The sequence below is a fragment of the Bradyrhizobium algeriense genome, assembly GCF_036924595.1.
Classification (GTDB): Bacteria; Pseudomonadota; Alphaproteobacteria; order Rhizobiales; family Xanthobacteraceae; genus Bradyrhizobium; species Bradyrhizobium algeriense.
The window spans coordinates 2,078,064-2,100,469 of record NZ_JAZHRV010000001.1 but is presented as its reverse complement, the minus strand read 5'-3'; the positions used below and the strand labels follow the sequence as shown (position 1 = coordinate 2,100,469).

Annotated in this window: 22 protein-coding genes; 8 read left to right on the top strand and 14 right to left on the bottom strand. The window is 63.1% G+C overall.

The annotated features are described in order from the left end of the window. Positions 1-158: 158 nt before the first annotated feature. From V1286_RS10125 to V1286_RS10115, 3 genes are all read right to left on the bottom strand, one after another. The gene (locus tag V1286_RS10125) at positions 159-746 is read right to left on the bottom strand and encodes a hypothetical protein (protein ID WP_334479310.1); all 588 of its coding nucleotides are present in this window, start codon (positions 744-746) and stop codon (positions 159-161) included. A 68-nt stretch (positions 747-814) separates the two neighbouring features. Further along, positions 815-2,551 (bottom strand): ubiquinone-dependent pyruvate dehydrogenase, encoded by a 1,737-nt coding sequence (gene poxB, locus V1286_RS10120; RefSeq protein ID WP_334479308.1) that lies wholly within the window; start codon positions 2,549-2,551, stop codon positions 815-817. 17 nt (positions 2,552-2,568) lie between these two features. Continuing rightward, positions 2,569-3,342, bottom strand: a complete 774-nt coding sequence (locus V1286_RS10115) for an enoyl-CoA hydratase-related protein (RefSeq protein ID WP_334479307.1) — start codon at positions 3,340-3,342, stop codon at positions 2,569-2,571. 228 nt (positions 3,343-3,570) lie between these two features. On the opposite strand from V1286_RS10115, the gene V1286_RS10110 reads away from it, so the two are divergent. The 3 genes from V1286_RS10110 to V1286_RS10100 all read left to right on the top strand — a co-directional run bounded on the left by V1286_RS10110 (position 3,571) and on the right by V1286_RS10100 (position 6,239). Then, the gene (locus tag V1286_RS10110; protein ID WP_334479306.1) at positions 3,571-4,521 is read left to right on the top strand and encodes an acyl-CoA desaturase; all 951 of its coding nucleotides are present in this window, start codon (positions 3,571-3,573) and stop codon (positions 4,519-4,521) included. A gap of 141 nt (positions 4,522-4,662) precedes the next feature. Further along, complete coding sequence (locus V1286_RS10105; protein ID WP_108516750.1) at positions 4,663-5,280, top strand: PilZ domain-containing protein; 618 nt, start codon at positions 4,663-4,665, stop codon at positions 5,278-5,280. Positions 5,281-5,609: 329 nt separating this feature from the next. Continuing rightward, positions 5,610-6,239, top strand: coding sequence for a transglutaminase-like cysteine peptidase (locus tag V1286_RS10100; RefSeq protein ID WP_334479304.1), 630 nt, complete (start codon positions 5,610-5,612; stop codon positions 6,237-6,239). A gap of 131 nt (positions 6,240-6,370) precedes the next feature. Here the strand turns inward: V1286_RS10100 and V1286_RS10095 are convergent, their stop codons facing one another. Beyond that, positions 6,371-6,688 (bottom strand): hypothetical protein, encoded by a 318-nt coding sequence (locus V1286_RS10095; protein WP_334479302.1) that lies wholly within the window; start codon positions 6,686-6,688, stop codon positions 6,371-6,373. Positions 6,689-6,774: 86 nt separating this feature from the next. Continuing rightward, on the bottom strand, positions 6,775-7,230 hold the full coding sequence (locus V1286_RS10090) for an Hsp20 family protein (RefSeq protein WP_334479300.1): 456 nt from the start codon (positions 7,228-7,230) through the stop codon (positions 6,775-6,777). A gap of 246 nt (positions 7,231-7,476) precedes the next feature. On the opposite strand from V1286_RS10090, the gene V1286_RS10085 reads away from it, so the two are divergent. Together V1286_RS10085 and V1286_RS10080 are read left to right on the top strand one after the other, a co-directional pair. Next, the gene (locus V1286_RS10085; RefSeq protein WP_334479298.1) at positions 7,477-8,364 is read left to right on the top strand and encodes an alpha/beta hydrolase; all 888 of its coding nucleotides are present in this window, start codon (positions 7,477-7,479) and stop codon (positions 8,362-8,364) included. A gap of 145 nt (positions 8,365-8,509) precedes the next feature. Beyond that, positions 8,510-9,016, top strand: coding sequence for a hypothetical protein (locus V1286_RS10080; RefSeq protein ID WP_334479297.1), 507 nt, complete (start codon positions 8,510-8,512; stop codon positions 9,014-9,016). 526 nt (positions 9,017-9,542) lie between these two features. Here V1286_RS10080 and V1286_RS10075 read toward each other — a convergent pair. The 5 genes from V1286_RS10075 to V1286_RS10055 all read right to left on the bottom strand — a co-directional run bounded on the left by V1286_RS10075 (position 9,543) and on the right by V1286_RS10055 (position 18,568). After that, the gene (locus V1286_RS10075) at positions 9,543-11,243 is read right to left on the bottom strand and encodes a ShlB/FhaC/HecB family hemolysin secretion/activation protein (protein WP_334479296.1); all 1,701 of its coding nucleotides are present in this window, start codon (positions 11,241-11,243) and stop codon (positions 9,543-9,545) included. Between the two features lie 369 nt (positions 11,244-11,612). Then, a complete protein-coding gene (locus tag V1286_RS10070) occupies positions 11,613-16,652 on the bottom strand; it encodes an MBG domain-containing protein (RefSeq protein WP_334479294.1) in 5,040 nt (1,679 codons plus the stop codon). A gap of 201 nt (positions 16,653-16,853) precedes the next feature. Beyond that, the gene (locus tag V1286_RS10065; protein WP_334479292.1) at positions 16,854-17,204 is read right to left on the bottom strand and encodes a hypothetical protein; all 351 of its coding nucleotides are present in this window, start codon (positions 17,202-17,204) and stop codon (positions 16,854-16,856) included. Between the two features lie 136 nt (positions 17,205-17,340). Further along, positions 17,341-17,979 (bottom strand): hypothetical protein, encoded by a 639-nt coding sequence (locus V1286_RS10060; RefSeq protein ID WP_334479291.1) that lies wholly within the window; start codon positions 17,977-17,979, stop codon positions 17,341-17,343. A 142-nt stretch (positions 17,980-18,121) separates the two neighbouring features. Beyond that, on the bottom strand, positions 18,122-18,568 hold the full coding sequence (locus V1286_RS10055; protein WP_334479290.1) for a hypothetical protein: 447 nt from the start codon (positions 18,566-18,568) through the stop codon (positions 18,122-18,124). 111 nt (positions 18,569-18,679) lie between these two features. Here V1286_RS10055 and V1286_RS10050 point away from each other — a divergent pair, with 111 nt between their 5' ends. Both V1286_RS10050 and V1286_RS10045 read left to right on the top strand, forming a co-directional pair. Next, positions 18,680-18,907, top strand: coding sequence for a hypothetical protein (locus V1286_RS10050; protein WP_108516731.1), 228 nt, complete (start codon positions 18,680-18,682; stop codon positions 18,905-18,907). Beyond that, positions 18,904-19,071 (top strand): hypothetical protein, encoded by a 168-nt coding sequence (locus V1286_RS10045; protein ID WP_334479288.1) that lies wholly within the window; start codon positions 18,904-18,906, stop codon positions 19,069-19,071. The genes V1286_RS10050 and V1286_RS10045 overlap by 4 nt, the downstream gene beginning before the upstream one ends. 22 nt (positions 19,072-19,093) lie before the next feature. Here V1286_RS10045 and V1286_RS10040 read toward each other — a convergent pair whose 3' ends face one another. Further along, the gene (locus V1286_RS10040; protein ID WP_108516728.1) at positions 19,094-19,624 is read right to left on the bottom strand and encodes a gamma carbonic anhydrase family protein; all 531 of its coding nucleotides are present in this window, start codon (positions 19,622-19,624) and stop codon (positions 19,094-19,096) included. A 175-nt stretch (positions 19,625-19,799) separates the two neighbouring features. Continuing rightward, the gene (locus V1286_RS10035) at positions 19,800-20,129 is read right to left on the bottom strand and encodes a DUF6949 family protein (RefSeq protein WP_334479287.1); all 330 of its coding nucleotides are present in this window, start codon (positions 20,127-20,129) and stop codon (positions 19,800-19,802) included. A gap of 220 nt (positions 20,130-20,349) precedes the next feature. Here V1286_RS10035 and V1286_RS10030 point away from each other — a divergent pair, with 220 nt between their 5' ends. After that, positions 20,350-21,063 (top strand): hypothetical protein, encoded by a 714-nt coding sequence (locus V1286_RS10030; protein ID WP_334479284.1) that lies wholly within the window; start codon positions 20,350-20,352, stop codon positions 21,061-21,063. Positions 21,064-21,218: 155 nt separating this feature from the next. Here the strand turns inward: V1286_RS10030 and V1286_RS10025 are convergent, their stop codons facing one another. Together V1286_RS10025 and cysE are read right to left on the bottom strand one after the other, a co-directional pair. After that, entirely contained in the window at positions 21,219-21,437 is a 219-nt protein-coding gene (locus tag V1286_RS10025; protein WP_025590201.1) for a DUF3126 family protein, read from the bottom strand. A 107-nt stretch (positions 21,438-21,544) separates the two neighbouring features. Beyond that, positions 21,545-22,372, bottom strand: coding sequence for a serine O-acetyltransferase (gene cysE, locus V1286_RS10020; RefSeq protein ID WP_334479283.1), 828 nt, complete (start codon positions 22,370-22,372; stop codon positions 21,545-21,547). Between the last annotated feature and the right edge of the window lie 34 nt (positions 22,373-22,406).

The following is a 22,406-nucleotide window of genomic DNA, read 5'->3' as shown; positions in this document are numbered from 1 at the left end:
GGGCACGAGGACGCTCAGCACGAGCCATTTGAGGGGCCGCCGCTTCACTGAACCGTCCCATCGCATTTGACGGAGGATACCACAGTTCCTGCCTTGGGCGCGGACTCATTACGCACGCAGCACGGCGGCCCAAGTTTGGTTGAACCAGCGCGGAAAACTCAGGACAGCGTCACGTTATCGAGGAACGGCTTCCAGGAGAGCGCCTCACTGTTGGCCCTGTCAAATTGTCCCTCCTCTAAAAGCTTGCCGACACAGCTGAAGTACTCACAAAGGAATGATGCATCCGGCAATCGGTACACGTGCCCATCCGGGACCCACAGATGAAATTTCCTGGCGGAGGCAAATGCAGACATCATTGCAGGTTTGAGATCGCGCACATTGTCCGGCCATCCTGACGACGCGCTCCGAATTTTGATGCTATCTGAAAGACTGCGAAATTTAGAGCCAAGGCTCCGGAGCTCGGAAGCTTTCTTTTCATCCGTCTTCCGGTTCAACCATTCCAATGAGACGCCAAGTACGACCCCGGTCAAAAAGACCAACGCAAATTTAAACCAGCGCTGTTGGCCCAGTGCGAGAAGGTTATCAAAAGCGGGCGTAGCCACAGCGTTACGAAAAACCGTCGTAGCTACATCGTTAGGATCGGAGAAGACGTTTTCCTCCAACCATTTTTTTAGGATAGGCGCGATCAGTGGGATCAGCAGAAGACCCCAAATTCCAAACAGAAACTGTTTAAGCCATTTGGACATGGAGCCTTATTGTCTATCACACTGAACAGCCATCCAGCCGAATCAAAGGTTGCACCCGATCACACCGCCTAGCGCGACAGCAAATTGGTCTTGGCCACGTCGATCACCTCGTCGCCGCGGCCGCTTATCACGGCGCGAAGCACCCAGAGGCTGAAACCCTTGATCTGCTCTGCTGTGATCGTCGGCGGCATCGACAATTCCTGCGTCGCGGTGACGACATCGAGGACGGCCGGACCGTCATAGGCCAGCACGTCGCGGATCGCGTTTGAGAGTTCGCCGGGATCCTCCACCCGCACCGCGTGAATTCCCATGGCGCGGGCCATCGCCGCGAAATCGGGATTCTTGAGATCGACGCCGGTCTCGATGAAGCCGGAGGCCTTCATCTCCATCGCCACGAAACCCAGCACGCCATTGTTGAAGATCACGACCTTCACCGGCAGCTTCATCTGCGTCAGCGTGATCAGGTCGCCCATCAACATGGCAAACCCGCCATCGCCCGACATCGAGATCACCTGCCGCCCCTTCTGCGAAGCCTGGGCGCCGATGGCGTGCGCCATGGCGTTGGCCATCGAGCCGTGAATCCAGGAACCGATGAGGCGCCGGCGGCCGTTCATGGCGAGATAGCGCGCCGCCCAGATTGTCGGCGTGCCGACATCGGCTGTGAACACCGCATCCCCTGACGCCTGTTCGCTCAACAGGCGCGCCAGATACTGCGGATGGATCGGCTTCTGGCCGGGCGTACCCTGCGCGAGTTCGTCGAGCCCGGCGCGTGCCTTCTTGTAGTGGGCCAGGCTGTCGTCGAGATGCTTGCGATCGGTCTTCGCCTTCAGTTTCGGCAAGAGCGTACCGATCGTGGTGCCGACGTCGCCGACAAGGCCGAGGTCGAGTTTGCAGCGGCGGCCGAGATTCTCGGGGCGGATATCGACTTGCGCGATCTTCGCGTCCGTCGGCAGGAACTGCTTGTAGGGGAAATCGGTGCCGAGCATCAGCAGCACGTCGCACGCATGCATCGCCGCATAGCCGGACGAGAAGCCGATGAAGCCGGTCATGCCGACGTCGTAGGGATTATCGTATTCGACATGCTCTTTGCCACCGAGCGCATGCACGATCGGGCTCTTGAGCGTCTCGGCAAGCCGCATGAGAGCGTCGTGCGCGCCGGCACAACCGCGGCCACAGAACAGCGTGACGCGCTTGGCGCCGTTGAGGAGTTTGGCGAGCGCCTCCAGTTCGGGGGCGGCCGGCTGGACCATGGGCAGAGCCGGCAGCAACCCGGCATTCGGCGAGATGCCGCGCTTCGGCGCCGATCGCAACGCGACGTCGCCGGGAATGACGATGACGGCAACGCCGCGTTTCCCCACGGCCGCACGGATGGCGTTTTCCAGGACGTAAGGCAATTGCGCCGGATCGGAAACCAGTTCGCAATAATGGCTGCATTCCCGGAACAGGTCCTGCGGGTGCGTCTCCTGAAAATAGCCACCGCCGATTTCGGCGGACGGAATCTGCGCGGCGATGGCGAGTACCGGCGTGCGGCTGCGGTGCGCATCGAACAGGCCGTTGATGAGATGCAGATTGCCCGGCCCGCACGAGCCGGCGCAGACCGCAAGCTCACCCGTGATCTGCGCTTCGCCCGCGGCGGCAAAGGCTGCGACCTCTTCATGCCGGACGTGAATCCAGTCGATCGCCTTTCGCTTGCGCAACGCGTCGGTGAGGCCGTTCAGGCTGTCGCCGACTACGCCGAAGATACGCTTGACGCCTGCCTGGGCCAGGGTCTCTGCGATGAGGTCGGCAACATTCTCGCTTCCCATGATGGTCTGGTCCTTTCTCAGCGTCCGGTGAACACCGCCGCACGTTTCTCGAGGAACGCGTTGCGCCCTTCCACCGCATCGGCACTCAGGCGGATCTGCGCCTGCGTTTCGATCTCGCGGCGGAACTGGTCGGCATAGCTGGCGTGTTCGCTCTCGTCGATCAGGCGGCGCGTCGCGACGAGAGCGCGCGTCGGCCCGCTTGCCAGTTTACGCGCCAGCGAAAGCGCGCCGTCACGAAGCGCGGCATCGTCGAAGACTTCGCGGACCAGTCCCCACTCCCTGGCCTGATCGGCCGAGAGCGGCTCGTTGGTCATCATCAGTTCGAGCGCGCGCTGCCGGCCGACGAGACGCGGCAACAGCCAGGTCGAACCGAGATCGGGGACCAGCGCGATGCGGCTGAACACCTGAATGAAGCGCGCCGAACGCGCGGCAACGATCATGTCGCCCGCCATCGCAAGGCTGAACCCGCCGCCCGCCGCCACGCCGTTGACCGCCACCACGACCGGCACGCGGCATTCGCGCAACGCCTTGAACGCCGGCCAGTAATACTTCATCACGCCAGCGGCGATGTCCTCGCCGAGGATTTGCGCCGCCTTGAGGTTCTGGCCCGAGCAAAAACCGCGGCCGGCGCCGGTCAGCACCAGCGCCCTCACCTGCGGATCGTCGGTCATCTCGGCAATGGCTGCCGCGAGATCGCCCAACAGATCGGGCGTCATCGCGTTGAGGGTCTCAGGCTCGTCCAGTGTCAGCACGCCGACGCTGTCGTCGCGTTCCCGCTTAACTCCCGGCATTCGGTTCCTCCGTCCGCTGGCATTTTCGGCCGGGCCCGGCCGGACGCGAGAGTAACCCTAATGCCACCGCGCGCAACAATCGCCTTGTGACGTCGCACATCCGTTCATTCGGCCGAACGCGGCCCGCCGCGAGTGACCGGCTTCCGCATTACCATCCCCACGATTTGACACACAGGCCAGGTAAGCTCAGCCTGCGACGGCAACTTCGACGGGAGCGAATCGAGTCGCATGAAGCTGATGCCCGGCTCGGAGCGCATTTTCGCGGATGACGAAACCGACCCGCTCGACGGGAAGGTGCGCTGGTGCCCATCGAAATCGCTGTGGATCGGCGCGATGACCGCCTTCGCCGTCGTCCTTGGGCCGATGTTTCTGACCTGGAGTGCCCTCCTCCTCTTCGTCACCACCAGCGGCGTGACCCTTTGCTTCGGACACTCTGTCGGCATGCATCGGCGCTTGATCCATTCGAGCTTCGACTGCCCGCTATGGCTCGAACATCTCTGCGTCTATCTCGGCACGCTGGTGGGAATGGCCGGTCCGTACGGGATGGTGCGATTGCACGATTTTCGAGATTGGGCGCAGCGCCAGCCGCAGTGCCACGATTATTCCTGCCACCGCGCCGGCTTTTGGCGCGATGCATGGTGGCAACTGCATTGCAATCTTGTGTTAAAGCACCCGCCGGAATTCCGGCTCGAACCGAGGCTGGCGAACGACCGCTTTTACGCCTTCGTCGAACGAACGTGGATGTGGCAACAATTGCCCTGGGCGATCTTGTTCTTCATCATCGGCGGCTGGAGCTGGCTGGTCTGGGGCATTTTCGTTCGGATCAGCCTCTGCGTGACCGGCCACTGGCTGATCGGCCATTTCTCCCACCGAAGGGGCGGCCAGACCTGGGTGATCGATGGCGTCGCCGCACAGGGATACAATGTCGGACTTGCGGGGCTGATCAGCATGGGCGAGAGCTGGCACAACAACCACCACGCTTTCCCGCAATCCGCAAAGCTGGGGCTGTTGCCGGGACAGATCGATCTCGGCTGGTGGCTGATCAAGAGCTTCGAGGCTGTTGGCCTCGCAACCAACGTCAAGACGCCGGCCGACCTGCCACGGCGGCCGGGGTTGCGCCGCCTGGGAAGTCCCGGGAGCGCCGAGGCGGTCGGCGGCGCCTCGCGCGCAACGCCGTGAGGCCGGAGAACGTCGGACCCGCCGCAGCCAACCCCGATCCGCGTGAATGCCAACACTTGATGCAACCGCCGCTAACACATCGTTAACCCTGTCGGCCTTAGGGTCTTTCTGACGCCGAAGGACCGGCTGTCGGGTAGCGAAATGTCGTTTGCGCAAAAGAAAACAACCACCGTACCGTCCGCCGAGGAGCGACGGCGCTTTCAGCGCGTCAAAGTCCACCTGCTTGGCCGCTACATGCTGCCGGACCGCCGCGAATTTCCTTGCCAGATTATTAACATGTCGCCGGGCGGACTGGCCCTGCTGGCGCCCGGCATCGGCAATGTCGGCGACCGCGTGATCGCCTATCTCGACCATATCGGCCGGGTCGAGGGCAAAATCACCCGCATCATCGACAACGGCTTTGCCATGACGGTCGGCGCCACCGCGCGCAAGCGCGACAAGCTCGCCGCCCAGCTCACCTGGCTTGCCAACCGCGATATCCTCAATCTGCCGGAAGACCGCCGCCACGACCGTATCATTCCGCGCAACCCGATCGCGCTGCTCACGCTCGAGGACGGCAGCAAGATGACCTGCCGCATCATCGACCTCTCGCTGTCGGGCGCCGCCATCGCCGCGGAGAACCGCCCGCCGCTGAAATCGCTGGTCATGCTGGGCAAGGTGCAGTCCCGTGTGGTGCGAAATCTCGAGGAAGGCTTCGCGCTCGAGTTCGTCCACGAGCAAGTCGGCGAGGCGCTCGAAGAAGCGGTTACCGCGCGGTAAAGCGCGGGCCGACAAAAATCCCTGATTTTTCAGTCTCAAAGGCGGTATCTGCGTTACCGGATGCCGCCTTTTCCTGTCCGGGCACCGGCCAAAGTCGGTTAACGGAGGGCGCTTTTGAGGGCGCATCTGCTGCTATCGCAGCGTACAGCCCTTAATGCATCCAATTTGAATCAATTGCAGTTGTTTCAAATTTTACTCGAATTCGATTCAAGTATAGATCGAATTAGCCGCAGCTTTTACTTGTATTCACGTCAAATGTACTTGCCTGACTTAGCAGCGGCGCAAATCCTTTGTGCAAAACATGGTCCCAACAAGAAACGGGGGCCACAATGTTGTTCAGGGGACAGGGGAAGGGACTGGCGGTCATCGCCGTCCTGTTGGGGTTAAACGCTTCAATGGGCGTCTCGGCGAAAGCCGGCGAAGCTCTCTATGCCAGCCTGGGCGAGACCGCGCGTTCGCCGATCGGCTGGGTCGAATTCTGCGCCGAGAATCCCGGCGATTGCCGTGGCGGCGCATCACAGCCGCGCGACATCGTGATGTCGCAGACGGCGTGGCGGGATTTGCTGCGGGTCAACAAGTGGGTCAACGAGACCGTCAAGCCGATCACCGACATGGATCATTGGGGTGTGATCGAGAAATGGTCGTTGCCGACGGACGGTTACGGTGACTGCGAGGACTATGTGCTTCTGAAGCGCAAGATGCTGATCGACGCCGGATGGCCGCGCGAAGCGCTGCTGATCACAGTGGTGCGCGACAAGAAGGGCGAAGGCCACGCGGTGCTAACCGTGAAGACCGACAAGGGCGAGTTCGTTCTCGACAACCAGAACGAAACCGTCCTGGCCTGGACCGACACCGGCTACCGCTTCGTCAAGCGTCAGTCGCAGAGCGATCCCAATGTGTGGGTCTCGCTCGGTGACAGCCGCCCGGCGGTCGCTACCGCCTCGTCACGCGATCGATAACGACAGAAGGATTTTACGAACCCGCGACCCGGTCACATCCCCACCCCTCCCCGTCCCAGACCGGTTCGCGCGCGGCCAGCCTTCCCCCAAAGGCTGGCCGCACCTTTTTTGGGACAAGGATAGCTCGAAGCCTACGCCGCCAGCCCAACGCGCGACGTCGATTTTTGCCGCATGGGCTTGCCGCCGGGCGGTCCCGACGGTTTGTGGTCGAGCATCGAAAGCGCTTCGAGAACCTCGTCGATCGTCACGATGCGTCTCGCGCCCGCCAACTCGCGCAACGCGGGATTCGAAGTCACCGCCGCCGCGTCCGAGGCCCAGGACGCCAGGATCGCGCGCTTTTCGCTCAGTGAAAGTGTCGCGTCGGCAACCACATCGCGCGGGTGATCGAACACGGTCGCCGGATGCAGCACCGCATTAAGATCAAACACATTGTCTGCTTGGTCGATCATCGGTTTATCCTCCCAAAGGTAGAAAACGCTTCCGCCCGCAATGTTCGGGCGGGAGCCTTTTGGTTCCTTCGCGAGCCGCGACGGGCTTAAGCCGCCTTCGCCTCGATCTGCTGAACGTTGCCTGGCGCCGTGCCGTTGATCGCGATGCGGCGCGGCTTCATCGCCTCCGGGACTTCCCGGAACAGTTCGATGCGCAGCAGGCCGTCCTCGAACGAGGCGCTCTTCACCTGCACATGGTCGGCAAGGCTGAACTGGCGCTTGAAGGGGCGCGCGGAAATACCCTGATAGAGATATTCGCGCTGTCCCTGCTCGGCCTTGCGGCCTTCGATCGTCACCGTGTTCTGCTCGGCGGTAACGGCAATCTCGTCGGCCGAGAAGCCGGCGACCGCGAGCGAAATCTGATAGCGGTCTTCGCCCAGCCGCTCGATATTGTAGGGTGGGTAGTTATCCTCGCCAGCGCGTTGCGCGGTTTCGACGAGATCGAAAAGGCGGTCGAAGCCGATAGTCGAACGCCAGAGGGGTGAGAAGTCGTATGTGCGCATAGCCAAATCCTCCATAGAGCAAGTTGGATACGAGCGGCACCGGACACGACCGGTGCCCGTCTCAAGACCGGGCCCATCAGGCGCCCGGACCGCCGAACGGCGGCAGCAAAAAAAATTAGAAAACCGCCATTTGGTTTCAAGGGCCCCATAAAAATTTTTTGGCTTCCTCCCGGTTCGTCTCCGTTACGATTTTTGCGCTGCACGAACGATGTGCCATGATGGACGGCCTCACTGGGAGAACACACCGTGGCGCACAGCGAAATCGACGCCATCCGTGCATTGCTGGGTTCGAAGCCGCGGCCGGTCGGCTGGTCGGAGCGGCGGCAACGCATCAATGAGGTCGGGTCGACCTGGCCGGTGGCGTCCGATGTGACATGCGAGGCCGTCGATTGCGACGGCGTCGCCGGCGAGTGGTCGATCGTTCCGGGCAGCGAGCCTTCGCGCGTGCTGCTGTATTTCCACGGTGGCGGATACTGCTCCGGTTCGATTGTCAGTCACCGCCGCCTGGTCACGGAAGCCGGGCGCGCGGCAGGCACACGTACGCTTGCGATCGACTATCGGCTGGCCCCCGAACATCCCTACCCCGCCGCCCATGAGGACGCGCTCACCGCGTGGCACTTTCTGCGCCGGCAAGGCATTGCGGCCAAGAGTATCGCCGTCGGCGGCGACAGCGCCGGCGGCAACCTGACGCTCGGGCTGATCAGCCGTTTGCGCGCGGCGGGGGAGCCGCTGCCCGCCTGCACCTGGCTGGTCTCGCCCTGGACCGACCTCACGATGTCAGGCAGCACGCTCGCGACCAAGGACGCCGTCGATCCGCTGATTCACAAGGCCTATCTCGACGAACTCGCGGATGCTTACGCACCGCCCTCCATCGGTCGGAGGGATCCTCTGATCTCGCCGCTGTTCGCCGACCTCAAGGCCTTTCCGCCGATCCTGATTCAGGTCGGATCGGCCGAGACCTTGCTGGCGGACGCGGCGCGGCTTGCCGAGGCCGCCGGCGCAGCCGATGTCGATGTGACGCTGCAAATCTGGCCGCACATGATCCATGCATGGCCGGTCTGGAATGCTGGCCTCCAGGACGGTCGGCGCGCGCTGGCGTACGCCGGTCAGTTCATCCAGGCGCATCTCCGTTAGCCCAAGGGCCATTCCTGCCGCCCCAGACCCTGATCTTGCGGGGTTTTGCCCGGAATCCCGCGGCCTCACGGCAAATCCCGGGTTTTAGCGCCGTCTAGCCTGTGCTATTTTGGAACTTTAGAATCACGTCCGGATTTGGAGTCGCATGATCGAACTCGCGCCCCGGAGTGCCAGCCCCATCGCGCGTTTCGGTGGACAGCCGATTGCGATCGCCGCTGCGGCCCTCGTCATTGTTGTGGTTGGCGCAACCTCTATCACCCTCTGGCGTGCCTATACCGGCAGCGCCCCCGAGACCGAACGCGTGGCTGCGACCCGGCAGTTGCAGGCGCGCGCCGCACAGGCGTCCGAACAACTGGTCGAGAAGACCAAGGGTCTGGAAGCGACGCAGCAGGAATCGATCGATCAGTTGCAGGTGGTGCAGGATCAGTTGCTGACCGTGCGCCGCCTGCTCGCCGCGCAGCAGACCGACACCAGGAAGCTTTCCGAGCAGGTCGGAACGCTCACCGAAGCAATCGATGGCCTGCGGCAATCTTTTGCCAGCGCGCAAGCCGCCGAACCCGCCGCGGCTCCGGCGCCACGCACGCGGTCAGCCAAGGCAAAGCCCCGCTCAAACCGGAGCGCGAACCGCAGCCGCGCCAAGGCGCGCGGCTGACCCTATAGCCGCCTCACAACAACCGTCATTGCAGCTACCTTGGGAGGCGGTCCGATTCGGGCCACTGCACCAGGCCGCGGACGACGGGATATTTTCCACCGCTACGGCACGCCTTGTCGCAACTTTTTTCCGCCTTTGTGAACTGGTTCACATATCCACGTGAGAATCCCGGGCATCCTGAAATTCACCGGATGGCGTGAGCCGATTTCAATATCCGGGGCTGGCAAGGTCGTTGACGGTATACTGCGTCGACGGCCTTGTTTTTTTGTGCCCGATTTTTGGGCCGTTGCGCCGTGCGCCTCCTACTAACCGGCTGGTTGAGCTAGACCAGCGCAGCGCCTCTTCGGCGGCACGCAGAGCCTGGACACAAAATCGCGAAAACAACCCCATGCAAAGTAGAAGGGGCCGGCTCGCCGCACTCGTGCTGCTTGCGTCCGGGCAGGAGAAAGAAAAATGGTCCGTTGTCACGGCCCAACCGAATCTCATCCCGCTTTAGCCCGAAATCTGTGAGCTGAAACAGGGGCGCTCAATAGCTTGCTGACGCCTGCAGCGACACGCGCCAGGTGCCGACCGGGGTGTGCAGCCCGTCGGTCATTGCCCTCGCCGCCAGCAGTTTGGAATTGAAGTTCGACCCGGCCGCAAAGTCTAGTCCGCCCCCGACCGACGACAGCGTGGAGCCGCGCCGGAAATACAGGTCCCGCCCCCACCCGACGTCGGCCAACAGGAACGGCGCCAGCGTGCCCGGCATCCAGGCGGGCATGCTGGGCATCGCGACGTAGAGCGAGTTGCGCAAGATCAGGGCCTGGTCGACCGCACCGTCTTCGGTCACATAACCGCGCACGGCGTGGATCCCGCCGAGCCCGATGCGTTCGGTGTCCGGAAGCGGCTTGGAGGATGCCAGCGCGGATACTTCCGATTTCAGCGACAGGCCCTTCGGCAGCGGCGTGACGCGGCCAAACTCGAGGGTGACGAGATTGGTCTGCACGTCGGTGACACGTCCGTTGGTGAAGGCGCTCCAGGCACCCGAATTGTTGCCGGACAGGATGCCGCCGGGATTGGACTTGAAACGGACGTCGAGCGTGTTGGCGCCCAGATTGTCCGACCAGCGCCCGTTCCACCCGACCACCAACTGGGCAACATCGGCGCTGCCCTCCGCGACAGGCGTACCATCGAAGATGGTCGTGCGTAGCTGGTGCTTGAGTTCGACGCCACCGAGGAGATCGCCGGCCGCAGGCGGCAGCAGACCGGACAGCGCGGTCCGAACGATTGCCAATGCCTGGCCGGTTTGAGTCTTGATCCGGAACAGATCGTTGGGCCGCTCATTGGTCAGCACATGATCGCCCACGACTTCAAGACTCGTGCGTAATCCGAGCGGCGTGAGCAGCCGCCCCGCCTGACTGACATATTTGGCGTCGTCGGGCCGGCTGAACAGTCCGTCGTCCATCCAGAAATTGCTGCTGCCGGTGAGTTGATAGGACGCGAAGATATCGGCGGACGGCGCCCCGCTGGCGCCGACATAATAGCGATTGCGGTCGGTCAGGAGCGTGCCGCTGTTGGCATAGCCGGCGTACACCTGCCACGGCTTGCGGTCCGTCACCTGGATGTTGACGTCGGTCAGGCCGAGATCCTTGCCAGGGCCGAACACCGCTTCGACTTGCCGAAACGGATTGCGGTTGGCCCAATCGAGATCGGTCTCGAGTTTGCGGGCATCGATTTCCTGTCCGGAGACCAGGCGGATGCGGCTTTGCGGATAGCTCTCGGCCGCGGCTCCCGTCACCTTGACGCCGGCAACCTTGAAGACGATCACGCGCAACTGGAGCACGCCGGACGATACTTCCTGCGGCGGCAGCGTAACCGATACGAACGGTCGCCCGGCCTCGCGGTAAGCCGCGGCCACCGCCGCCTGCACTTCGGCAATCAGCTTGCGGCTGAGCGGCCGATCGACGAATGGCGTGAGTTGCTCGCGAAGCGCGGCGCCGTCGATTCCGCTGACCTGACTTACATCGACACCCTTCACACCGCTGACCGGTGTCGCGCCGGCGTTTGCTCCAATCAGAACGATGGCTTGAACATTTACGCCAAGCGGCGTTGCGTCATCGCTCTTGAGCAGATCGTTGGTATCGATCTTGATCGCCGACGCGCGACGCGGCGGCTCCGGCGGCAGATTGCGCTCCACCACTTGCGCCTGCGCAATGCCATCAGGCGCGATCGCAACCGTGCAGGTCATGATCAGCGCGCAACAGGTGCCGATTCCGCTTCCATGATGCGCGGATGTTCGCACCCGTTGCGTCATGCGCGATCCGAAATGTCCTGAAAGCGACGCCATCATGACAACCGGAGCCTGCCGGGGCTTCGGGATATCGACGCGTGAGTCTGCATGTGCTGCACGTTTCCGACGTTCTGTCGCACACGGCGAACAATGAATAAATCAACCAATATGGTTTATGGATTAAGAACGGTTTAAGGTTGAGTTCCACCTGTGACAAAATTACAGCGCGAATGGTTGAAACCTATCCGCTTACACCAACTTATGCGTGTATCGACAGATTCGAAATGTGTGTGGCCGCTTGCGCTGGCCTCACGCACGCACTCAACATCAATTGTCGACAAAGGCTGGCAGCCGATTGCGATCGATCATCGTATCGACGAATCTGGCGCGTTCGCCAATCCGCCGATTGTGCGGATGAGGAAGCTCAAGGCATTGCCTGGATTTGCAGATGATTGCGGGAGTCGATTGCTCGATGCTCACGGGCTCGCGCATCTGCTCGGGCGGTTGCGGCGCGGGCAAAGCCATCCGCGACTTCACGTAAGCTCCAAGTTCTGCGGTCGGTACGCGAGGGGCCGCCACAGGCGTAACCGTGAGGTACACTCCAACGAAGGCGAAGGCGTAGTTCGATGAGGCCGCCAGCGTTCCCTGCGTGATGCCGTAGACGCCGGCAGCGCTGGAAGTCGTCGCCGATGTCGCGAGCGCTCCTGATAGCATGTCGCCATTGACGAGGCCCGAGCCACCGACCTGATAGGTCAGCGCAGGATTGGCTTCGCCATAGGCGCGGCTCTTCGCATCGGCAGTCACCGTGATCGCGCGCGGCGTGATCGTCAGGCTGGCACCGGTAAAAGACGATATCGTATAGTTCGGCGAGCCGAGCGTGCCCTGCGTGATGCCGTAGATGCCGACATTGCTGGTTGTCGTCGCTGACGTCGCCAGCGCGCCCGACAGCGTGTCAGCATTGAAGAGGCCTGAGCCGCCGACCTGATAGGTGAACGCCGGATTGGTGTCGCCATAGACACGGCTCTGGGCGTCGGCCGTCACGGTGATCGAACGCGGCGTGACGGCCAATGTGCCGGGTGCATCGATGAAGCGATAGGCTTGGCCGGAGGCACTAACGGCACCGGCGGCCGTGGCGGTGATCGCGTAGCTGCCGACATTCGATACCGTCGTTGCCGCCGTAGATACCGAGACGCCGGTGATGATCCCGGCCGTATCGCCGGCATGCAGGCCGTAGATCGAATAGGTGAACGCGGGGTTGGCGTCGCCATAGACACGCGATGCATTGTCCGGCGCGACCCGCAGCACGTAATTGACGCCGTAGAGCTGCGGATAGTAGCCGGCGCTCGGCGCGGACCAGACATTGGCGAAATCCCAACCCGCATAGGTCGACGCATAGTTTGCGGGATCCTGCATCTGGCTGGTGGTGAGGCCCGTGATGCCGGTGCTGGCGCCGCTGCCGACGGCATTCGCCCTGCCGGACGTATCGGTGTCCCAGTAGGACGACGTAACGGCCCCCGTGCCGGTGGCCGATCCGATCAGGCCGCCGGCCATTGCGGTGCCGGAAGGCGAGATGGCGCTGACCGCACCCGTCGCATAGGTCTGTGTGACCGTGCCCGTGCTGCTGTGGCTGCCGATCAGTCCGCCCGCCATTGCTGTCCCGGCCGCGGCGGTGGCGGTGGCCGCACCGACCGCGTAGGACTGCATCACGGCGGCTCCGCCGACGTTCCTGCCGATCAATCCACCCGCTGTTGACGTGCCGGAAACCGAGACCACGCTGACCGCGGCGCCGGTTGCGTAGGACTGCGTGACTGTGCCCGTGCTGGAGTTGATGCCGATCAACCCGCCGGCCGCTACCGTTGTAGCCGCGAGAGCGGACGTGGCGTTGACGGCCCCTGTCGCATAGGACTGAGTGACGGCTCCGGAGTTGCTGCCGATCAGTCCCCCGGCTGTCGATGCGGTGGCGGCTGCCGTGGCTGTGACCGCTCCAGTCGCGTAGGACTTGCTGACCGAAGCTCCCACGGTGTTGATGCCGACCAGTCCGCCCGCGAAAGCTGTCGCGGTCACTGCTCCGGTTGCATAGGACTCAACAATGGTTGCCGGCGGCGTGCCGCTGTTGAAGCCGACCAGGCCGCCGACTCCCTGGCTGCCACCACTGACTGCCCCAGTGGCATAGCTCCTGAGGATGCTGCCATTGTTGTTACCGGCGAGGCCGCCGGCGCGCGTGCCCGCGGTACCCGCCGTCACGTTGCCGATCGCGTAGCTATCCTGGATGGTGCCGTCCACGTTGTTCCATCCGATGAGGCCGCCCATGGACGAACTGGTGGTGGTTGTGCCGGCGACCGCGACGGCCGCCCAGCTACTGGCGACGCTACCTGAGGATTCGCCTGCCAGCCCTCCGCCATAACCACCGGCCGTGACCGTGCCGGTCGCGGAGGCATTGCTGATGGTCCCCCTCGACATGCCGGCCAGGATGCCGACGCGCGCCGCCCCAGCGACAGTTGCGGCTTGCAAGCTGACATTGCTCAGCGCAGCTCCGGCTCCGGCATATCCGAAAAGTCCGACATAGTTAGTCGACGGCAGATCGATCGCCAGGTTCGAGATCACACGGCCTTGGCCGTCAAAGCCCCCCGCGAACTGGTTGGAATAATCGCCGATCGGCGAGAACCCGCTCGCCGACCACATGCCGGGATACTTGCCGCCCACGGCAAGGCCGCTCGAAAAATCAATGTTGGATGCGAGCGTGTAGCTCACATCAAGATTCATCGCCATCAACTGAAGCTGATGTGCGTTCGCGATATTGGTCGAATATTCCCACTGGCCGAATGGGCGGGTCCGGCCATCGACCAAGAACCAGCCGGTAGAGGTATTGCCGGGGACAAAATCGAAATCGCTATAGGCGATCTGCTTGAAGGCGTAGTTGGCCGCGGCGGATTGCGCGGGGTCGCTGGTCACGGCCGTCGCGCCGGCCGAACCGCCGGAGCCGACGCCGGACGCCCGGCCCGTCGTGTAGCTATCCCAGTAGGATTGCGTGATCGAGTTGCCGTTGAAGCCGACCAAGCCGCCGATAGCGCTCGGACTGCCGCCCGTGCCGGTAACGGCACCCGTCGCATAGACCTGGGAAATCGCGCCAGCGCTGACGTTGCCGCCGCCGAGACTGGCGATATTGTTCAGCCCGACGGCGCCCCCGACGTAGAGCGGTCCGCTCACGGTGCTGCTCGAATATCCATTCGACACGGTCTGAAAATTGTAGCCGACAAGACCGCCGGCGCCGGCATTGGTGGCGGTGACCGATCCGCTCGAATAGACATTCGTGACCGCCCCGTAGTTCGAGCCGACGATCGCGCCGACAGCAGTCCCGCCGGTTACGGTCGCACCGATGACGCCGATGTTGCTCACCGCGGCGCCGGTGCCGAGGTAGCTGATCAGCCCGACATTTTGGCTACCCGGCCGATTGATGAAGAGGCCGGAGATCGTGTGGCCCTGGCCGTTCAAGTTTCCGGTGAAGCTGATCCCGGCTCCGATCGGCTCGAACCCGGTGCCGCTGTTCCAGCCGGACGTGATTGCAGCATCGATGTCGCGGCCGAGCGCATAGGTGCCGGCCAGGCTGTTCTTCATGTTCTGCAGGTCATAGACGGTGTTGACCAGCATGTTGGTCTTGAGCGTGGCGCCGCCGGTGACGTTGCCGCTGAAGTTCGTCTGCGTCGGCGCCGTGTACTTGGTGGCATTGACGGTCGAACTGCTGCCGGTCGGGTTGTAGAAGATCGAGACGGTCCCCGCCGTCGATATCTGCCCGCCGCCGAACGTCACGGTGCCTGTCCCCGTGCCGGAATTGTCGGCGCTCAGCACGACACCACCGCCGCCGGTGCTGGCGATGTTGGCGTTGATCGCGATGTTGCGATAGGCGCTGAGTGTCAGCGTTGCATCGCTCGACCAGTTGATGCCGCTTGCCACCGTGATGTCGCCGTTGCCGCCGCTGCCGGACGCGCTCGTCAGCTGGGTGACATCGCTGCCCGCGTCGAGCGCGGTCGCGATGGTGCCGGCGAGCGTCGCGTCGATCGTCAGATCCACGGGATCGAGCAGCCATGCACCGCCCCTGCCGGCATTGACGCTGCCACCGGTGAAGTTGAACACATGCCCCGAGGTCTCGATGAAGCCGCCGCGCAGACCCCGGGTGCTGATGGCGCCGGCAAACGACGTCGTGCCATCCGACCACACCACCACATTGCCGCCGGTGCCCGACGTGCCGTCGGCCGTGATCGTCGCACCCGCCTCAACCGTCGTGCTCTGTGCATTGGCGATGGTCTGCGGCAGAAACTTGAGCGCGGCGTCCGATCCACCGGCCCGGTCGCCGCCAATCAGCACGGTGCCGCCCGATGTCCCGCTGGCATCGAGCGCAGCGCCCGACGTCAGGGTGATGTCCGTGCCCGTCACCACGACGGTGCCGCCGGCGCCGCCGTCGCCCTTCGCCTTGATCGTGCCGCCGACCACGACCTTGTTGCCGCTGACGACGACGTCGCCGCCGCTGAACGAGCCCCGCGCCGCGTTAGCTTGCAGGCGCCGCGCCACAACTTTCTGCGTCACATTGACCGAACCGCCCTCGGCCGTGAGAAAAATTCGTCCGCCCTTGCTGGCGACGCCTGTTGCCGTGATGGCCCGCCCGGTGTTGCCGGCGAGCGCATAAATGTTGCCGCCATTGGCGCGCAATTCTACTTCGGCGGCGCGGATCGCGCCGCTGTTACGGATCTCGCCGTCCTGCGCCGGACGCCGCACCAGCACCTTGCCGTTGCCGAGCGAGCCGTCGCTCAACACCACCTCGCTGCCGGACGCCATCGCGGCGGTGCCGTTGCGCGCGCTCAGCGAGCCGTCGTTACGAACCTGTCGCGCGATCAGGACGACGTCGCCCTTCGACGCGCCGATCTTGCCGAGATTCACCACCGAGGCGTTGCTGTTGCCGCTGAAGGTCAGCGATCCTCCGGCGCGGAACTCCGCATCCTTCACATCGAGCGTCGAGGCCACGAAGCTGCCGCCGGTATTGATCACGCCGCTCGGTCCGACGACGATGCCCGACGGATTGACGAGGTAGACCGAGCCGGTCGCCGACAGGACGCCGTTGATCGACGACGGCACATTGCCGGTCACGCGGTTGAGCGTCGCGCCGCTGCCGTTATCGAACTGGACCTGGTGGCCCTGCCCGATCGAAAAGCTCGACCAGTTGACGATGCCGGTGCGGCTCGACTGGGTGACCGTGAGACTGCTCGGCGAAGTCGAACCGATCGCAACGTTCCCGCTCGCCACCGTTCCGCCGGTCGGCAGCGATTGCGCCATCGCCGGCTGCGCGCAACACAAGCCCCACAACAGCGCGATCAAGCTGACGGAAGCTCGAAACTCTCGTGTGCACGATTTGAGGGCCGACGAGAGATCTGACGTGGATGAGACGATCAATCAAGCCACCATCCGCGACAGGTCGCGGCACTACAAGTTTCCCGCCTCCACAAATTCTTTGCCAGACATGCGAAGGTTCCATGTACGCGCGGCAAAGTTCCATGCGACCATCTAAGGATGCATCAACTAATAGTCGCAATTTTTCGGAAAATTGCGAATGATGGCTGGTGACGGCAGACGCCAAAGCATCGCGCGCAGTACGCGATAGCGCACGACGCTGTCGAGATCGCCTATCCGACGTGATCGCTCTTGCGGTATGGCTTGGGTATCCGATGCGGCCTGGACGTCCTCTGCTCGATTTCCCAGAACATCCAGACGAAGGCCGCACCCAGACAAATCACGATAATCAGAAATAGCAACGTCAATGCCGGGGCTGTGAGCATGTTCAACATCCCTGATCAGATGCAAACGGCGCATCAGCAAACGGAATAAAAACCACGGCCTCGGTGATGAAAACACCGAGGTCGCGCTATTCATGCCGCTGTGATCTCGCCCTCGAAGTGCTCGACGCTTTCGGCGTCGGATCCTCGCAGATCCCGGGTTAAGTCTAGAACGAGTTCTCGGAGTTGACTTGGCCTATTTTGCTCCTTGTCGTGCGACCGGACGTCCCAGGTCAGCCGCATACCTGAACGGGCCGAATGCGCCAGCCATATGGAGTAAGCACACTCCGGCGAACGATGTAGCAGCCGCTATCGCCGTAATAATAGGAATCGTCATAGCCGTAATAGCCGTAATCATAGTCGTTGTAATAGCCGTAGGGTCCGTAGAGCCCGTAGCCCAGGCCAAGGCCAAGGCCGACCGCTACCACCGGAAATCTGCGATGCCGGAATCCGGGATGGAAGCCGCCGCGGAAGCGGTTGACGGCGAAGGTGCCGCCGCGAAATCCGGCTGCTGGCAAAGCGGCCGAACGGAAACCGCCGCCGATCGCGGCAGCACGGAAGCCAGGTCCTCCGATCGCGGCAGTGCGGAAGCCAGGTCCGCCCACTCCAATCCCGCCACCGCGTAAGCCCGCACCACCTATTCCGATCCCGCCACTGCGGAAGCCGCCGCCACCGATTCCGACCGCGCCGCCGCGGAAACCGCCGCCACCCATTCCCATCCCGCCGCCGCGGAAGCCGCCGCCACCCATTCCCATCCCGCCGCCGCGGAAACCGCCACCGCCACCGCCGCCAAAACGGGCCGAAGCTGTATCCGGGGCCAGCATGGCGACTGAGGCGGTCACGAAAAAGGCGACCATCATTTTGCGTAACATGACACATCCTCCGTGATCTTGAGTTCGAAGGCTCGACGCTCTCGGCGTCGGATCCTCACAGATCCCGCACCAACCTTAGGACGGGTTCTCCGAGACGGCTGGGCAATTTTGCTCACATCTGCGCGACCTGCGCTCCGGGAGATCAGCAGCCGCGACAAATGCTCTTCACCTTGCGATCGATCATCTTGTTCTCTTCGGAGATTGCGGTGTCGACGTCCTTTTCCGATCTTCCCGACCCCGTGGTTACGCCGCTGCCAGTGTTGACGCCGCCGCCAGACGACTGCGCAGTGCCGGCGGTGTTGGTCCCAGGCGCAGGTGGAGACGCGCGCCTGGACGCGTTCGCCGCGCCGCTTGGATCTTCGCCGGCATTGTTAAGTCCTCCGGGAGCGGCAGGCCCGGGAGGAACGCCGCTGATGCCTTGCGAACCGGCGCCGGCAGAGCCTGCGCTCGGCGAGCCGGCGGCGCTACCGCTGCTGCTGCCGGCAGACGACCCGCCCGCGGATCCGCCTGCGCTCTGGGCAAACGAAGCGACCGGGGATATCAGGATTGTGATTGCCGCAACTGCGGCGGCTGCAGATACCAGCTTCATGGGAAATCTCCTTTTCGGAGCAACGACGGCGGCCCGGCCGTTGTTCCTGCCGGAACGATTCCGCCGCCCGATCATTCACTCACATCCGCTCGATGCCCGGAGTGGTCACGCTTGCGCAAATTGATCGCCTTCGACGACGACACGCTCGACAAGCTCACCCAGCTTGCACGCGATCGAATGGGGACGTTTCAGGAACTGGCCGACGAAGCCTTTGCCGACCTGCTCAAGAAGCACGGCATTCCCATTGATCTGAAGGATGCGCTGCGAAAGAGTGCGAGGCTTTCCAAGGACGCGACGCCGAAGACGACAAGATCGAAAACCGGAAAGGCGCCATCATGAATTCCGACCCGGATCCTTTCGAGCAGGGCCAGCGCGCCGCACGCCAGAACATGCCGGCGGAAGCCAATCCGTATCAGGATGGCAGCGACGAGCATGCGCTCTGGGCCGCCGGCCATGAAAAAGTCGCCGGCGCCCGCGCGGCAAGGGAAGGCGAAGGCACCTGAGCCCGAAAGCAGGCCGGCGTCGTCAGCCGATTTTCTTCAATCCGTTTTTGAAGCGCGGACCGTTGAGCGCGTAGAATTTCGCAGCACTTCCCATCGCCGTCACCTGCTCCGGCGTCAACGTGCGGACCACGCGCGCGGGCGAGCCGATGATCAGGGAATATTCGGGATATTCCTTGCCTTCGGTGATGACCGATCCCGCGCCGACAATGCTGCCGCGACGGATGCGAGCGCCGTTCATCACGATCGAGCCCATCCCGACCAGCGCGTCGTCCTCGAGCGTGCAGCCGTGCAGGATGACATTGTGGCCGACGGTGCAGTTCTTGCCGATCGTCAGCGGAAAGCCGCGGTCGGTGTGGCAGGTGGAATTGTCCTGCACGTTGGAGCCTTCGCCGATCTCGATCCACTCATTGTCGCCGCGCAGCACCGCGCCGAACCACACGCTGGCCGAATTCAGAAGGCGCACCTTGCCGATCACGACGGCGGTATCTGCGATGAAATAGTTTCCGTCTCCAGGGAGTTCAGGTCCCTGTCCGTCGAGTTCGTAGATCGCCATAGCAAAAAGGTCTCCGTCAGAGCGTTTTCGAGCGAAGTGGCTCCCGGTTCGCGGGAAGAAAACGCGTCAAAACAAAAGGCTAGAGCTCCGTTCTGATTCAATCAGAACGGAAATGGCTCTAGCGGAGACCTTGGCACAGCCGCTGGCGCGGGATCAAGCGAGCAGGCCTGAAGCCTCAGGCCAGCACGCCGGTGGCACGCAGCGTCATCAGGAAAAACGTGCCGGACATCAAGCTCCAGAAGCCTGAAAGCACGGTCGCCATCATCACGAATTCGAAGCGGCGGCGCTCGATCTTCGCGCCGCGCAACGTGTTGCGCATGATGATGAAGGGTGCGGCGAAAACCAGAAACGGCACGGCCGCAAACGTCTTCGGCGCCACGCCTTCGCCAAGCAGCCCGAACCCCGCCGGCCGCGCCGCCATCGCCTGATAACCGCTGGTGAGCGCGCCCGCGAGCGCGAAGCCGATGAAAAGGGAGAACAGGGAATTCAACGCATCGGGCGACATGGTGGCAACTTCCCCTACTCGAAAACCGCGCCCTGCTTTCGCAAAATTGGGCGGCGGCCGCCACAGCATCCTTAAGGAAAGGTTAACAACGGACCGCAGGGACCTCGTTTGCGCATGGCTGTCGGGGGCCGGACTCCCGCGAAATCATGAGGAAATCACTCGCCCCGTGGCATATTCGCGGGATGATTCGCCTGGCTCTTCCTCGACCGATGCTTCGTTCATGACCTTGCTTTCGACGGCCCAGCACATTGCCCGCGACACCCGCAGGGACCCGCGCTCGCACATGATCCTGATCATGGTCGCGGTAACCATTGCTGCGAGCGCCGTTGCGCTGGTCGCCTATTTGCTGTGGCCGACCTGGGTGGCGCGCCCTGCCAGCGCCCCCGGTCGGTTGCCGGTCAGCGTCGGCGCCACGCTCTTCAACGTGCCGACAGCGGCGATCCGCCGGAAGATCCAGCGCCACTCCGGGCCGCAGGAGCGGGTCGATCTCAATTTCGTCTTCCCGTCGCTGGAACCGCCGGATGCGCCGAAGCACGTCAGCGCCGATACGATCGAAGAAAAGGTACAGCCGATCGACAGGATCTTCCTGTCGATATCGGCCCACCACGATACGCTGGCGCCGGACGCGCGGGTCCGCACGATCTATCCGCGCTATCTCGAGCAGGCTTCCACGCTGGTGGAAGATGGATTGACGATGCGCACTTTTCGCGACGGCTCGCCTTACGCCAATGAGGACCTGTTCTCCGCCGCTACGCCGAGCCTCAATGCGCGCTGCTCGCGCGACGGCCAGACGCCCGGCATGTGCCTGAGCGAGCGCCGCGTCGACGGCGCCGATCTGACGTTCCGCTTTCCGCGCAGCTGGCTGCCGCAATGGCGCGACGTTGCAAATGCGATGGAGCGGCTGACGGCGCAGATGCAGGGACCGAAGAGCTAGGCCACCCCGTAGAGTGGGCAAAGGCGCGAAAGCGCCGTGCCCACCATCGCAATTCACGATTACGAAAGTAAGCTGGTGGGCACGCTTCCGCCTTCGCTCTTCGAGCTACGGCGGACAAGTCACTTTGCCCGCCCTACGACATCGCGGCACGCGCCTCACCCGACGTCGGCCAGATCTTCCTCGAGGATCGCCATCTGAAACTGGAACGAGCGATCATCGTCCTCGTCATCGACGAACAGCACGCCGATGAACTCCTCGCCGATATAGACTTCGGCAGAGTCGTCCTTTTTCGGCCGCGGCACTACGCGGATCTTGGGATTGCCGAATACGCGCTTGAGATAGGCGTCGAGCTTCCTGACTTCCTGAACGTCCACGGCGGTCTCCAATCGGATTCTTTGAATTTCCGGGAGGTTTTTAGGACGAGACGGCGCAGACTACCAGCCGTAACTTCACAAATACGGCTGCGAGAAAGTGTGGAAAATCAAAGCCCGATCGCGCCGAGCATCTGATCCATGGTGCGCGAAGGCTCTGCACAGCCGGCCTCGCCGACGATCTTGGCGGGGACACCGGCCACCGTGACGTTGTGTGGCACCGGCTTGACCACCACCGAGCCCGCGGCGATGCGCGCGCAATGACCGATCTCGATATTTCCGAGAATCTTCGCGCCCGCCCCGATCAGCACGCCGCGCCTGATCTTCGGATGACGGTCCTCGTTCTCCTTGCCGGTACCGCCGAGCGTGACGCCGTGCAGGATCGAAACGTCGTCGTCGATCACGGCGGTCTCGCCGCAGACGAAGCCGGTCGCGTGATCGAGGAAAATACCGCGGCCGATTCTGGCGGCGGGGTTGATGTCGGTCTGAAACACCGCCGACGAGCGGCTCTGCAGATAGTAGGCGAAATCCTTGCGGCCCTTTTGATAGAGCCAGTGCGCCAGCCTGTGTGTCTGCAGCGCGTGAAAACCCTTGAAGTAGAGCAACGGATCGATGAAGCGCGAGGTTGCGGGATCGCGGTCGTAGACTGCGACCAGGTCGGCGCGGAACGCGTTGCCGATATCGGGTTCGTCGCGCAGCGCCTCGTCAAAGGTCTGGCGGATCAAGTCGCCCGACAGCGCCGAATGATCGAGCCGCTCGGCGAGGCGATGCACCACCGAATCTTCCAAGCGCTCGTGATGCAGCACGGTCGAATAGATGAAGGACGCCAGTTCGGGCTCGCGGCGGACGATGTCCTCCGCCTCGCCCCGGACGCGATCCCAGATCGGATCGAGCGCGGCGAGCTTCGATGCTTGCGGATTGACCTGATGCACTGCCATGATTGCTCTCGCAAATTCACTGGTTTGGTTGCTA